General features: G+C 70.7%; 16 protein-coding genes. 8 read left to right on the forward strand and 8 right to left on the reverse strand.

Annotated elements, in window-relative coordinates; genetic code table 11:
• Nucleotides 1–4 precede the first annotated feature (4 nt).
• Complete coding sequence (locus AC4D2C_RS05425) at nt 5–772, reverse strand: ABC transporter permease (protein WP_490906062.1); 768 nt, start codon at nt 770–772, stop codon at nt 5–7.
• Nucleotides 769–1,719 carry an ABC transporter ATP-binding protein gene (locus AC4D2C_RS05430; protein ID WP_490913238.1) on the reverse strand — a complete coding sequence of 317 codons (951 nt, stop codon included), beginning with the start codon at nt 1,717–1,719 and terminating at the stop codon, nt 769–771. The genes AC4D2C_RS05425 and AC4D2C_RS05430 overlap by 4 nt, the downstream gene beginning before the upstream one ends.
• Nucleotides 1,720–1,820: 101 nt before the next feature.
• Here AC4D2C_RS05430 and AC4D2C_RS05435 point away from each other — a divergent pair, with 101 nt between their 5' ends.
• The 6 genes from AC4D2C_RS05435 to AC4D2C_RS05460 all read left to right on the forward strand — a co-directional run bounded on the left by AC4D2C_RS05435 (nt 1,821) and on the right by AC4D2C_RS05460 (nt 7,130).
• Nucleotides 1,821–2,735, forward strand: a complete 915-nt coding sequence (locus AC4D2C_RS05435; protein WP_490913240.1) for a helix-turn-helix transcriptional regulator — start codon at nt 1,821–1,823, stop codon at nt 2,733–2,735.
• Nucleotides 2,735–4,207 carry a Fe-S cluster assembly protein SufB gene (gene sufB / locus AC4D2C_RS05440; protein WP_307082645.1) on the forward strand — a complete coding sequence of 491 codons (1,473 nt, stop codon included), beginning with the start codon at nt 2,735–2,737 and terminating at the stop codon, nt 4,205–4,207. The genes AC4D2C_RS05435 and sufB overlap by 1 nt, the downstream gene beginning before the upstream one ends.
• Before the next feature lie 2 nt (nt 4,208–4,209).
• Complete coding sequence (gene sufD / locus AC4D2C_RS05445) at nt 4,210–5,544, forward strand: Fe-S cluster assembly protein SufD (RefSeq protein ID WP_490913241.1); 1,335 nt, start codon at nt 4,210–4,212, stop codon at nt 5,542–5,544.
• Nucleotides 5,544–5,903, forward strand: coding sequence for a non-heme iron oxygenase ferredoxin subunit (locus AC4D2C_RS05450; protein WP_334209816.1), 360 nt, complete (start codon nt 5,544–5,546; stop codon nt 5,901–5,903). Before sufD ends, AC4D2C_RS05450 begins: the two co-directional genes overlap by 1 nt.
• 55 nt (nt 5,904–5,958) lie before the next feature.
• Complete coding sequence (sufC, locus tag AC4D2C_RS05455) at nt 5,959–6,726, forward strand: Fe-S cluster assembly ATPase SufC (RefSeq protein ID WP_490913243.1); 768 nt, start codon at nt 5,959–5,961, stop codon at nt 6,724–6,726.
• 74 nt (nt 6,727–6,800) lie between these two features.
• Complete coding sequence (locus AC4D2C_RS05460; protein ID WP_334209818.1) at nt 6,801–7,130, forward strand: metal-sulfur cluster assembly factor; 330 nt, start codon at nt 6,801–6,803, stop codon at nt 7,128–7,130.
• A gap of 100 nt (nt 7,131–7,230) precedes the next feature.
• Here AC4D2C_RS05460 and AC4D2C_RS05465 read toward each other — a convergent pair whose 3' ends face one another.
• From AC4D2C_RS05465 to AC4D2C_RS05475, 3 genes are read right to left on the reverse strand one after another with little or no spacing between them, the layout of a single operon-like run.
• The gene (locus tag AC4D2C_RS05465) at nt 7,231–7,917 is read right to left on the reverse strand and encodes an energy-coupling factor transporter transmembrane component T family protein (protein ID WP_490913245.1); all 687 of its coding nucleotides are present in this window, start codon (nt 7,915–7,917) and stop codon (nt 7,231–7,233) included.
• Nucleotides 7,914–8,624: an energy-coupling factor ABC transporter ATP-binding protein gene (locus AC4D2C_RS05470; protein ID WP_490913246.1), complete on the reverse strand. Its 711-nt coding sequence runs from the start codon at nt 8,622–8,624 to the stop codon at nt 7,914–7,916. The genes AC4D2C_RS05465 and AC4D2C_RS05470 overlap by 4 nt, the downstream gene beginning before the upstream one ends.
• On the reverse strand, nt 8,621–9,256 hold the full coding sequence (locus tag AC4D2C_RS05475) for a biotin transporter BioY (protein WP_490913248.1): 636 nt from the start codon (nt 9,254–9,256) through the stop codon (nt 8,621–8,623). Before AC4D2C_RS05475 ends, AC4D2C_RS05470 begins: the two co-directional genes overlap by 4 nt.
• A gap of 167 nt (nt 9,257–9,423) precedes the next feature.
• Between AC4D2C_RS05475 and AC4D2C_RS05480 the strand changes: the two genes are divergently transcribed.
• Complete coding sequence (locus AC4D2C_RS05480) at nt 9,424–11,022, forward strand: ABC-F family ATP-binding cassette domain-containing protein (RefSeq protein ID WP_490906054.1); 1,599 nt, start codon at nt 9,424–9,426, stop codon at nt 11,020–11,022.
• A gap of 71 nt (nt 11,023–11,093) precedes the next feature.
• Entirely contained in the window at nt 11,094–11,492 is a 399-nt protein-coding gene (locus AC4D2C_RS05485; protein ID WP_490913250.1) for an MmcQ/YjbR family DNA-binding protein, read from the forward strand.
• 13 nt (nt 11,493–11,505) lie between these two features.
• Here the strand turns inward: AC4D2C_RS05485 and AC4D2C_RS05490 are convergent, their stop codons facing one another.
• From AC4D2C_RS05490 to AC4D2C_RS05500, 3 genes are read right to left on the reverse strand one after another with little or no spacing between them, the layout of a single operon-like run.
• Nucleotides 11,506–12,333, reverse strand: coding sequence for an SURF1 family cytochrome oxidase biogenesis protein (locus AC4D2C_RS05490; RefSeq protein WP_490913251.1), 828 nt, complete (start codon nt 12,331–12,333; stop codon nt 11,506–11,508).
• On the reverse strand, nt 12,334–12,624 hold the full coding sequence (locus tag AC4D2C_RS05495; protein ID WP_490913252.1) for a hypothetical protein: 291 nt from the start codon (nt 12,622–12,624) through the stop codon (nt 12,334–12,336).
• Entirely contained in the window at nt 12,617–13,036 is a 420-nt protein-coding gene (locus AC4D2C_RS05500; protein WP_490913254.1) for a DUF3099 domain-containing protein, read from the reverse strand. Before AC4D2C_RS05500 ends, AC4D2C_RS05495 begins: the two co-directional genes overlap by 8 nt.
• Between the last annotated feature and the right edge of the window lie 25 nt (nt 13,037–13,061).

Genomic DNA, 13,061 nt, shown 5'->3' on the forward strand with positions numbered 1-13,061 from the left:
TCGGTCAGCTCCATTTGAACCAGCGGATGGCCGCGAGGCCGGCGAGGGCGGCCCAGGCGAGGAGCACCAGGCACGCGATGGGATCGAGGATGCCGTCCGCGAGGGCGCTCCGCAGTCCGTCGCCCAGTGCGGCGGACGGGAGGACGGCGACGAACGGTTCGGCGGCGGCGGGCAAACTCGCCGCCGGGATGATGACCCCGCCCGCCGCGGCGAGCAGGATCCACACGAGGTTGGTGACGGCGAGCGTGGCCTCGGGGCGCAGGGTCCCGGCCACGAGCAGGCCGAGGGCCGTGAAGGCTGCGGACCCGACGAGCAGCAGCAGGACGGCCGGGAGCAGTCCCTCGGCCCGCGGCGACCAGCCCATGAGCAGCGCGGCACCGCCGATGACCACCAGCTGGACGGCGAGGACGGCGGCGACGGCGACGGCCTTGCCGAGAATGAGCCCGGATCGGCCGAGCGGGGTGGTCGACAGGAACCGGAGGACGCCGTAGCGGCGGTCGAAGCCCGTGGCGATGCCCTGCCCCGTGAAGGCGGTGGACATGGTGCAGAGGGCCAGGACGCCGGGCGCGGCCACGTCGATGCGGCTGGGCCCGTACGCGTCCAGCAGCGGCGTGATCACCAGGGCTGTCAGCGCCAGGAGCGGCAGGACGATCGCCAGGACGAGCTGCTCGCCGTTGCGGAGCATGGCCAGTGCCTCGTAGCCGCCGTGCCGCAGCACGCGCGCCACGAGGGGTGCCGCCGTGCCGGGGGCGGGGGAGGATGCCGCGCTCATCGGATGCTCCTTCCGGAGATGTCGAGGAAGACGTCCTCGAGGGAACGCGGTGCCATGGAGATCGCCGTGGGCATGACGCCGCAGGCGTCCCACCAGCGGGCGAGGTGCGCGACGTCGGCGGCCGTGAGGGCGCCCCGGAGGACGTACTGTCCCGGCTCGTCCTCGCGCTGGTGCAGGTGGGGGAGGAGATCCGGCGGCAGCGTGAGACCGGGCACCGTCTCGAACCGCAGCTCCCGCATGCCGTCGGCGTCCTTGTCCGCGGTCAGGGCGGCGACGGTGCCCTCGGCGACGGTCCGGCCCCCCTCGAGGATGTAGACGTAGTCCGCGAGCCGCTGGGCGTCGTCGAGCAGGTGCGTGGTCAGGATGACGGCGAGGCCGTCGGCGCGCAGCTCGCGGATCAGCTCGAACACGATGGTGCGGGACTGCGGGTCGAGGCCCGCGCTCGGCTCGTCGAGGAACACGACCTCGGGCCGCCCCACGAGGGCGCACGCGAGGGCCAGACGCTGCTTCTGCCCGCCGGAGAGCCTGCGGATGGACACGCTCCCGAACTCGTCGAGCCCGAGGCGCTCGGCGAGGGCATCGACCGGCAGCGGCGAGCTGTACATGGAGGCGACGTGCCGCAGGAGGGCCATGGGGCGCACGGACGGCGGGAGGCCGCCGTCCTGGAGCATCACCCCCACTCTCGCACGCAGGTGCGGCGACGCGCGGTACGGGTCCTCGCCGAGGAGACGCACCGTACCGCCGTCGGCGCGCTGGAGTCCCTGGGCGCATTCGAGCGTCGTCGTCTTGCCCGCTCCGTTCGCTCCGAGGAGGACCGTGACGGCGCCGCGGGACGCGCTCAGGCTCACGCCCTCGAGCACGCGCACCATCCGCCCGTCGAGGGCGCCGACGGGACCGAAGTCCTTGATGAGGCCGTCGATCTCGAGGGCTGGGGGAGGTGTCGGCACGCCCTTATTCTACGTCAGGTAGTAATCGAGCCGGGGCTGCCGATGGGTAGCCTGGCCTAACTGGTGGCGCGGAATACATTAGGTCATGCTTGTGTTGTCTAATGTGTGCCGACAGTGAGGAGTGGACCGTGACCGCAACATCCCGCGCTGACGCCCAGGCTCCTGCCGACGCCCCCGCCGACCGGACGGCGCAGATCGTCTCGCCGGACCCCGACGAGCGCACCCGCGACCGCGTCCTGTCCGCCGTCCTCGAACGTGGCCCCGTCAGTGCGGCGGAGCTCGGTGACGGCCTCGGCTTCACCCCGGCTGCCATGCGCCGCCACCTCGACGCCCTGTCGCAGGACGGGCTGATCGAGGTCAAGCGCTCCCGCGCCTCGGCGACCGGCGCCGGCCGTCCCGCCCGCCGCTACGTCCTCAGTCAGCGCGGCCAGGCCAAGATGGGCAACGACTACCTCGACATCGCTACGGCCGCCCTCGCCCAGCTGGGTGCAGCGGCCGGACCGGCGGCCATCGAGGAGTTCGCCCGCACGCGGTTCGCCGGCATGGAGGAGCGCTACCGCCCCATCGTCGAGGCTGCGGGGCCTGACCTGGAGGCACGCGCGCGGGCCCTGGCCGCCGCGCTGACCACGGACGGCTTCGTCGGCTCCACCAAGGCCGTGGGCCTGCCGCAGGGACGCGGCGCCCGGAGCGTCCCGCGCGCCCGTCCGGTGATGCTCAGCGTCCAGCTCTGCCAGGGGCACTGCCCCATCCAGGGCCTCGCCTCCGCCTTCCCCGCCTTCTGCGAGCAGGAGACGGGCGTGTTCGCCCGCCTGCTCGGCGTCGACGTGCGCCGCCTGTCGACGCTCGCCGCCGGCGGCCACGTCTGCACCACCCATATACCCCTGGGACGGACGACGGCGGTGCCCCCACCGGGCACCCCTGACGCCTCCGGGCCCGCCGCGACACCGGATGATCCGGCAGCAGCGACCCCCGGCACCCCAGCAACGCTATCCATCCATCAGCAAGGAAGGCCATGATGACGGATCAAGTAGACCGCAAGCCAGTCGCGTCGGCAGTGCCGGAGTCGGTGATCACCGACATCCTGGAGAAGAACCCGGAGCTCGAGGGCATCGGCACCTACCAGTACGGCTGGGCCGACAAGAACGAGGCCAGCGACAATGCGCGCCGTGGCCTGAGCGAGGAGGTCGTCCGCGACATCTCCGCCAAGAAGAACGAGCCCGAGTGGATGCTCGATCTCCGCCTCAAGGGCCTCAAGTACTTCGACCGCAAGCCCATGCCGGCCTGGGGCGCGGACCTCTCCGGCATCGACTTCGACAACATCAAGTACTTCGTGCGCTCCACGGAGAAGCAGGCGAACACGTGGGAGGACCTCCCCGAGGACATCCGGAACACGTACGAGAAGCTCGGCATCCCCGAGGCCGAGCGTGCCCGCCTCGTGTCCGGCGTCGCCGCCCAGTACGAGTCCGAGGTGGTGTACCACCAGCTCCGTGAGGACCTCGAGCGCCAGGGCGTCATCTTCCTCGACACCGACACCGCACTGCGCGAGCACCCGGAGATCTTCAAGGAGTACTTCGGCACGATCATCCCCGTGGGCGACAACAAGTTCGCCTCGCTCAACACCGCGGTGTGGTCCGGCGGCTCGTTCGTGTACGTTCCGAAGGGCGTCCACGTCGAGATTCCGCTGCAGGCCTACTTCCGGATCAACACCGAGAACATGGGCCAGTTCGAGCGCACGCTCATCATCGCCGACGAGGACTCCTACGTGCACTACATCGAGGGCTGCACCGCCCCGATCTACACGTCGGACTCCCTGCACTCGGCCGTCGTCGAGATCGTGGTCAAGAAGGGCGCCCGCGTCCGCTACACCACCATCCAGAACTGGTCGAACAACGTGTACAACCTGGTGACCAAGCGCGCCATCGCGCACGAGGGCGCCACCATGGAGTGGATCGACGGCAACATCGGCTCGAAGGTCACCATGAAGTACCCGGCCGTGTACCTGGTCGGCGAGCACGCCAAGGGCGAGACGCTCTCGATCGCCTTCGCCGGCGAGGGACAGCACCAGGACACCGGATCGAAGATGGTGCACATCGCGCCGAACACCAAGTCCTCGATCATCTCCAAGTCCGTGGCACGCGGCGGTGGGCGAGCCGCCTACCGCGGGCTGGTCCAGGTGCGCGACGGCGCCAAGCACTCCGCGAACACGGTGCGCTGCGACGCGCTGCTGGTCGACACCATCTCGCGCTCGGACACGTACCCGTACGTGGACATCCGCGAGGACGACGTCACCATGGGCCACGAGGCCACCGTGTCGCGCGTCAGCGAGGAGCAGCTGTTCTACCTCATGTCCCGCGGGCTCCCCGAGGACGAGGCCATGGCCATGATCGTGCGCGGCTTCATCGAGCCGATCGCCCGCGAGCTGCCCATGGAGTACGCGCTCGAGCTGAACCGGCTGATCGAACTGCAGATGGAAGGGGCCGTAGGCTAGTAATGGCTGAGACCACCCACACGGACATTTCACCCACCACCGACCCCGAGGGCGAGGTCACCGATCTCGGGGACCTCGACGAGAAGGCCCGCCTGGGCGCCCCCTCGGGTGCCTCGGCCGCCATCGACGGGTTGACGGAGGAGGGCGAGAGCCTCTCCGCCCGCAACGAGGGCTCGGAGCAGTTCGGCCTCAAGAAGCACAGCCACGGCAACGCCCCCGTGGTGCCCGAGGCATCGCGGGGCGAGCGGCGCAGGTCCTTCGACCTCGCCGACTTCCCGACGCTCACCGGGCTCGAGGAGGACTGGCGCTTCACGCCGCTCAAGCGCCTGCGCGGACTGCACACCGACGCCCTGACCGGACCCGCGCCCGCCGTCGAGGTCACCGGTGCCGGGAACGTCACCGTGGAGACGGTGGAGCGTACCGATGCCCGCCTCGGCTCCGCGGCGACGCCCGAGGACCGCGTCTCCGCCGCAGCGTGGAACGCGTTCTCCCACGCGACCGTGATCACCATCCCGAAGGAGACGGTGGCCGACGGCGAGGTCATGGTCGGTGTCGTCGGATCGGCCGCGGACGCGGCGGCGCAGCACATCCTCATCCACGCCGAGGCCTTCTCCAAGGCCGTCGTCGTCCTGGACCACTCCGGGTCGGTCACGCTCGCCCAGAACGTCGAGATCATCGTGGGCGACGGCGCGGAGCTGACCGTCGTCAGCGTCCAGGAATGGGACGACGACGCCGTGCACGTGTCCTCGCAGCAGGCCAAGGTGGGCCGCGACGCCCGCTACAAGCACGTGGTCGTCAGCCTCGGCGGTGACCTCGTGCGGCTCACGCCGTCGTCGATCTTCACCGCCACCGGCGCCGAGGTCGAGATGTACGGGCTGTACTTCGCCGACGCCGGCCAGCACCTCGAGCAGCGCCTCCTCGTGGACCACGCCGTCCCCAACTGCAAGTCGCGCGTCACCTACAAGGGCGCGCTGCAGGGCGCCGACGCGCACACCGTCTGGGTCGGCGACGTGCTGATCCGCAAGGCCGCCGAGGGCACCGACACCTACGAGACGAACCGCAACCTGATCCTCACGGACGGTGCGCGCTCGGACTCCGTGCCGAACCTCGAGATCGAGACGGGCCTCATCGAGGGTGCCGGCCATGCCAGCGCCACCGGCCGCTTCGACGACGAGCACCTGTTCTACCTGATGGCCCGCGGCATCCCCGAGAAGGCCGCCCGCCGCCTCGTGGTCCGCGGCTTCCTCACCGAGGTCATCCAGCAGATCAAGGTCCCCGCCCTCGAGGAGCGCCTCTCCGAGTCAGTGGAGCGCGAGCTCGCGGCAGGTAACCTCTGATGGCCGACGCGCCCCGTGGCGAGCTGATCTGCAGTGTCGACGACATCCAGGTCAAGCAGGCGCTGCGCGTCCTGATCGACGACTACCCCGTGGTCGTCGTCCGCGACTCCGACGGCGAGATCCACGCGCTGGGCGACACGTGCTCCCACGCGGACATCTCCCTCTCCGAGGGCGACGTCGAGGGGTGCGCCATCGAATGCTGGGGCCACGGCTCCCAGTTCGACCTGCGCAGCGGCGCCCCGCTGCAGCTCCCGGCCTACGAGCCCGTCCCGGTGTTCGCCCTCGAGATCCACGACGGCGACGTCTACGTGGACGTCGCGACGGTCACCAACGGAGCACCCGCCCCGCAGCTCGGCTAGCAGCCGCCCCCTCCCGTCCCCCTCCCTGCCCAGCAGGCGACGAAGAAAGAACACCATGAGCACACTTGAAATCAAGGACCTGCACGTCAGCATCGACACCGAGCAGGGCAACGTCCCGATTCTCCGGGGCGTCACGCTGACCATCAACACCGGCGAGACCCACGCCATCATGGGCCCGAACGGCTCCGGCAAGTCGACCCTGGCGTCGACCATCGCCGGCCACCCGCGCTACAAGGTGGACAGCGGTTCCATCACGCTCGACGGCGAGGACGTCCTGTCCATGAGCGTCGACGAGCGGGCCCGCGCGGGTCTCTTCCTCGCCATGCAGTACCCCGTCGAGGTCCCCGGCGTGACCATGACCAACTTCCTGCGCACCGCGAAGACCGCGCTCGACGGCGAGGCCCCGAGCCTCCGCCACTGGACCAAGGACGTCAAGACCGCCATGGCGCAGCTGCGCATCGACGCGGATTTCGCCCAGCGCAACGTCAACGAGGGCTTCTCGGGCGGCGAGAAGAAGCGGGTGGAGATCCTCCAGCTCGAGCTCTTCCGCCCCAGGTTCGCCATCCTCGACGAGACCGACTCCGGCCTCGACGTCGACGCCCTCAAGGTCGTCTCCGAGGGAGTCAACCGCGAGCACTCCAAGGGTGGGATGGGCACGCTGCTCATCACCCACTACACGCGGATCCTGCGCTACATCAAGCCGGACTTCGTGCACGTCTTCGTCGCCGGGCGCATCGCCGAGGAGGGCGGACCGGAACTCGCGGACCGTCTCGAGGAAGAGGGCTACGATCGTTTCACGGCGCAGTCCGCGGTCGAGGCCTAGGACCACGTTCTCCGGCGTGGACGCGCGCCGACAGTTTGAAGATGGCTTGACCATCGCCTGAAAGGAAGAGTCGCATGAGTGATGTGCAGCAGGCGCCGACCGCGCTGGATGACATCGAGGAAGCGCTGCGGGACGTGATCGACCCGGAGCTCGGCGTGAACATTGTCGACCTCGGTCTCCTGTACGGCCTGAACTACGCGGAGGACGGCGCCCTCCTGATCGACATGACCCTCACCACCGCCGCCTGCCCGTTGACCGACGTGCTCGAGGAGCAGGTGGGCCAGGCGCTGGACGGCGTCGTCGACGAGTGGCGGCTCAACTGGGTGTGGATGCCGCCGTGGGGTCCCGAGCGGATCACCGAGGACGGCCGCGACCAGATGCGGGCCCTCGGCTTCAACATCTAAGCACCAGCACCAATAGCAGCACCAACGGTCGAAGGGCGGTTCCGGCATGCGCCGGGGCCGCCCTTCGGTCATCCCGGGAGAGCTGACTCCCGGCGGGCGGTCAGGGCCGGCTCCCGCCCCCCGCGTCCTGCCCGTGGTCATGCCCGTGGTCCTGCCCGTCGTCGTGCCCGTCGTCGCCCAGACCCCGCGCCGCGAGGGCCTCGCCCGTACGGTGCGCGTACGCCACGGCGCCGACCACCAGCGGCGTCACCGCGACGCGCGGATTGCGCTCCAGTCCCCGCGCGCGCGCCGCGTCGCGGACGTCGACGAACAGACCCGCGAGGTACGGGGTGCTGCGCAGCATGATGGACAGCGCGAGAGCGAACCGCTCCGGGTCGGCACCCACCGCGCGGAAAGGCTCCGCGAGGCGCGCCACGCCGTCGAGCAGGTCCTGCAGGGGCGTCGTGAGGGTCACGGCCCGCGCCGCGAGCAGGCACGCCGCGATACCGCCCACCACGGCCACCGCCTGCGGCCAGCCCTGGGTCACGCCCTGGTACACCGCGAGGATCCCCAGCACGGGGAGCGCCGGCAGGAGCATCCGGAGGACGCGTGCGGGGGAGCGGCGCGCGCCGACGGTCAGGGCCCCGAGCGCGAGCACGAGGGCGACGGCGCTCGTCGCGGGTGAGCGCCACGCGATCACGACGACGGCGCACGCGAGGGACACGACCGCCTTCGGCCACAGTGGCACCCGGTACAGGAAGCCCGAGCCGGGCCGGTACAGCCCGAGCGTGCTGCCGAAGCCCCTCACGTCGCGTCCGCTCCCGACGCCGGCGCGGATGCTGCAGCGACCGCGCGGTAGCGGGCCACCGCATCGGCCGGCGGCCCGTCGAAGACGATCCGGCCGTCGTCGACCACGAGCGTCCTGTCGCTCTCCAGGGCGAAGTCGAGGTTGTGCGTGGTGAACACCACCTGCTGGTCGAGGCCCGCGATGAGCGACCGTACGCGGGCGTCGTTCCGGAGGTCCAGCAGGGTGGTGGGCTCGTCGGCCACGAGGATGCGCGGCTCCACGGCCAGGACCACGGCGAGGGCGAGGATCTGCCGTTCCCCGCCCGAGAGGTCGTAGATGCTGCGGTCGGCCAGGTGCTCCACGCCGAAGCGGCGCAGGACGGCCTCACCCTGCCGCCGGCGCTCCGCCGCCGGCAGCTTCCGGGATCGCAGGGACAGCTCCACGTCCTCGCGCCCCGTGGGCAGAACGAGCTGCGAGAGCGGATCGGTGAACACGAAGCCGACGCTGCGCCGGACGGCGTGCCCCTCGGACCGGGTGTCCCGGCCGAGGACGGCGACGGACCCCCCGGAGGGCACGAGGAGGCCGTTGACGAGGCGGAGGAGTGTCGACTTGCCGGACCCGTTGGCCCCGATCACCGAGATCCGGTGCTCGGTCAGGGTCAGGCTGAGCGGGTGGAGGAGCGTCCTTCCGCCGTCGGCGCGGACGCTCGCGCCCCGGAACTCGATCACGCGTCCGCGCGCCGCCCGCCGAGCAGGCGCGGGAACGCCCGGTGGACGGACACGGCGAGCACCGCCGCCAGGAGGTTCTTCAGGACATCCCCGGGGAGGTAGGCGGCGTCGACGACGATCGCGTCCCGCAGGGGCAGCCCCGCGTTCACGACGAGTCCCGCGATGCCGAGCGGATGGACAGTCGTCAGGCTCGCAGCGAGGCAGGCGAGGAACAACAGGACCGTGCGGAAGCGCTCGGCCCTGCGCAGGACGAGGACGGCCAGCGACCCGGCGACGAGGGCGGCCAGCGGGAACGCCAGGAGGTACCCGGCCGACGGCCCGGCGAGGACGCCGAAGCCTCCGCTGAAGCCGCTGAACACCGGCAGGCCGATCAGCCCCGCGACGAGGTAGAGCAGGACGGCGGCCGTGCCGCGGCCCGGCCCGAGCACCACGCCGGCGAGCATCACGCCGAGGGTCTGGAGTGTGATGGGCACCCCGAGCGGGCCCACCGGTATTCCGGGTAGGATTGCCAGGGCGGCGATGAGGGCGGCGAAGACCGCGACCAGCGAGAGATCGGTGGTATCCCACCTCCGGCGGGACGACGGCCGGCGGCTGCGGGCCGGTCCTGCATCGGCTGTTCCGGCTGGCTGCATGGGACATCCTCCTTCAGCGGGCCGGAGTCGCACCGGCCACTCCGGTGATATGTCGGTTCCCTCCAGCCGCACCTGCTTCTGTACCGAGACTAGCGCCGGTCATCCGGGACTCCCTTGTGGGATTCCTACAACAAACGCCGTCTCCGGCACCATCGAAAGGCCCACCCGTGATTAGCGTATCGAACCTGGAGCTCCGGGCCGGAGCCCGCCTGCTCATGGACGAGGTCTCCTTCCGTGTGGACAGGGGCGACAAGATCGGGCTCGTGGGGCGCAACGGCGCCGGCAAGACGACGCTCACGAAGGTGCTGGCGGGCGAGTCGCTGCCCGCCGGCGGCACGGTGACCCGCTCGGGGGAGATCGGGTACCTGCCCCAGGACCCCCGGACGCCGAACATGGAACAGCTCGCCCGGGACCGCATCCTCTCGGCCCGCAACCTCGATGCCGTCGTCGGTGAACTGCGCCAGGCGCAGGAGGACATGGCGAGCGAGAAGACGTCCGTGCGCAACAAGGCGATGGCGCGCTACGACCGCATCGAGGCGGCCTTCCTCGCCGGCGGCGGCTACGCGGCGGAGGCCGAGGCCGCGTCCATCTCCTCGAACCTCTCGCTGCCCGAGCGCATCCTCAACCAGCCGCTCAAGACTCTCTCCGGCGGCCAGCGGCGACGCGTCGAGCTGGCCCGCATCCTGTTCTCCGGGGCCGAGACGATGCTCCTCGACGAGCCCACGAACCACCTCGACGCGGACTCCATCGCGTGGCTCCGCGACTTCCTCAAGAACCACCAGGGCGGGCTGATCGTCATCAGCCACGACGTCGAACTCCTCGAGGCCACCGTGAACAAGGTGTTCCAGCTCGACGCCAACCGCGGGACGATCGACATCTACAACATGGGCTGGAAGCGCTACCAGCTCCAGCGCGAGACGGACGAGCGGGCCCGCAAGCGCGAGCGCGCCAACGCGGAGAAGAAGGCCCAGGTCCTCATGGACCAGGCGAACAGGATGCGGGCGAAGGCGTCCAAGGCCGTCGCCGCCCAGAACATGGCCAAGCGTGCCGAGCGGCTGCTGGGCGGGCTCGACGCCGTGCGCGCGTCGGACCGTGTCGCGGCCCTGCGCTTCCCGGAACCGTCGCCGTGCGGCAAGACCCCCATGACGGCCGAGGGCCTCAGCAAGTCCTACGGTTCGCTCGAGATCTTCACCGACGTGGACCTGGCGATCGACCGTGGCTCGAAGGTGGTGATCCTCGGGCTCAACGGCGCGGGGAAGACGACCCTGCTGCGCATGCTCGCCGGGGTGGACAAGCCCGACACGGGGCAGGTCATCGCCGGCCACGGCCTGAAGGTCGGCTACTACGCGCAGGAGCACGAGACGCTCGACACCGAGCGGACCGTCCTCGAGAACATGAAGTCCTCGGCGCCGGACATGCAGGACGCCGAGGTGCGCGGCATCCTCGGGTCGTTCCTGTTCTCCGGCGACGACGTCGACAAGCCGGCCGGGGTGCTCTCCGGCGGCGAGAAGACCCGGCTCGCCCTCGCCACGATCGTCGCCTCCTCGGCGAACGTGCTGCTGCTCGACGAGCCGACGAACAACCTCGACCCCGCCAGCCGCGCCGAGATCCTCGGGGCGCTCAAGAACTACAGCGGGGCCGTGGTGATGGTCAGCCACGACGAGGGCGCGGTCGACGCCCTCGACCCGGAGCGCGTGGTCCTGCTTCCCGACGGCGTCGAGGACCTCTGGAACCAGGACTACCTGGAGCTCGTCACCCTGGCCTAGCCTCGACGGGACGGAGCGGCCGCCATCCCCGAGGCTGCTCGTGGCCGGCCGGCTGCCGCTAGGGTGATGACGTGGACTTCGACTGGCTGCGGACCTCGTGCCTGTCCTTCCGCGGCGCCTACGAGGACTACCCCTTCGGCCCGGACATCGCGGTGTTCCGGGTTCGGGCGGACCGGTGGAAGGGCTCCGGCATTCCGGGCAAGATCTTCGCCCTCGTCCCGGTGGACGCCGACCCGCCGTCGGTCTCGCTCAAATGCGAGCCGGCGCTGGCCCAGCAGCTGCGCGCCGCCCACCCCGAGGTCACGGGTGCCTGGCACCTGAACAAGAGGCACTGGAACGGGGTACGCCTCGACGGGGATCTTCCGGACGGGACCGTGCGCGACCTGATCGAGGACTCCTACGACCTGGTGGTCGCGTCGCTGCCCGCCGCGCACCGCCATGCGTTGGGCTGGCCGGGAGGCGCCCCGTGAGGGTTACGTGCGGTCAGCGGATGCCCTGCGAGTCGAGGATGGCGTCCTCCTCCTCCTCGGAGGAGGGTCGACGGCGCGGGCGGACAGGCCGGTCGGGAGCCGTGCCGTCCCGCTCCGCATCGCTCCTGCGCTGCATGCGCGCGGCATACCCGAGCCCCACGAACGCCAGCACACCGAACGCGAACCACTGCATGGAGTAGGAGAGGTGCGCGCCCTCGTCGATCGAGGGTTTGGGCGCCGCGACGGGCGTCTCGGCTGCCGCCGGCCGCTCCAGGGCGAGGAGGCCGTACGCCGCGTCCTGCACCGGGTAGTCGAGCCTCCCGGCGAGGGCGGGCAGGTCGATGGAGGCCACCTGGCCCTCGGGGGCGCCGCGGTTGACGGCGGGCTCGCCCGGCTTCGTCCTGGCCGTGACCTCGACCCGGCCGGGAGGCGGGGCGGGGATGGTGTCCGGGCGTCCCGCCTCGGCGTTGCCGATGGGCAGCCAGCCGCGGTCGATGATGACCGCCGTGCCGTCGTCGAGCCGCAGTGGTGTCAGGACCTCGTAGCCCGGCTGCCCGTTCAGCGGGCGGTTGCGGACCACCACCTGGTTCCCGACGTCGTAGGTCCCGGTGAACGTGACGGGCGTCCACTCACGGCTCGGGTCGTAGCTGTCGAAACCGTTCGTCCCGGGCACGTAGCGCTCGGGGGCGGCGTCGTAGTTCGCCTCGATCCGCTGGATGTTCTGCACGACCTCTTCGCGCCGGTCGAGCTGCCAGCGGCCGAGGCCCACGCAGCCCGCAGCGATCACGGCCACCACGGCGAGCCAGCCGAGCCAGCGCGCGGAGAAGAGGAAGCGGTACACCTATCGGGTCTCCATCGGTCGATCTGCGGTCAGGGGGAGGGTCTGCTTCCAGAGGCCGCGGTCCCGCAGGTACTCCTCGAACCATGCCACGTGGTCCGGGCACGACGCCCACGCCTTCCGGCGCTCGGGCGTGTGGATGCGCGGGTTGTTCCAGAGCAGCTGCCACTCGGCATCGTTCCGGCAGCCCTTGCGTGAGCACACCGGGGCTTCGCCGGCCGTCCGCCGGGGTGCGGCGAACAGCGCGAGACCGGCCGTCGATGCGGGTCCCGGAAGCGGCGATGCGTCACGCATCGGGCGTGCCGCGGCCGGCGGCGTGGGAGCCGTGCTGCGCCGGGTTCGGCGCGTCGTCGATGATCTCGCCGCTCAGGACGGTCTCGCCGTCGTCCGGGTCGGAGGCGAGGACCTTCGCCTCGATCTCGCGGACGGGGGCGCGGTCGATCAGCGCGTCGCTGTGCCGGATGTTGCTCGTGTCACTGCCGCCATTGGCCACGATCACGGCGAAGTACGGCAGGAACACCGCTCCGGCGATCATGACCCACTGCAGCCACACGTAGGGGACCACGAAGACCAGGACGAAGCAGACGAGACGGATGCTCATCGACACCGTGTACCTGATCATGCGCGTGCGCATCTCGTCGCTGTGACCGACACGAGCGTCGGAGATGCTGTGGACGTCTGTGTTGTGCTTCGATTTGTTGCTCATCACACTCCAAAAAGACTCCCTCAAT

The sequence above is a fragment of the Arthrobacter sp. TJ-240 genome (assembly GCF_058269195.1).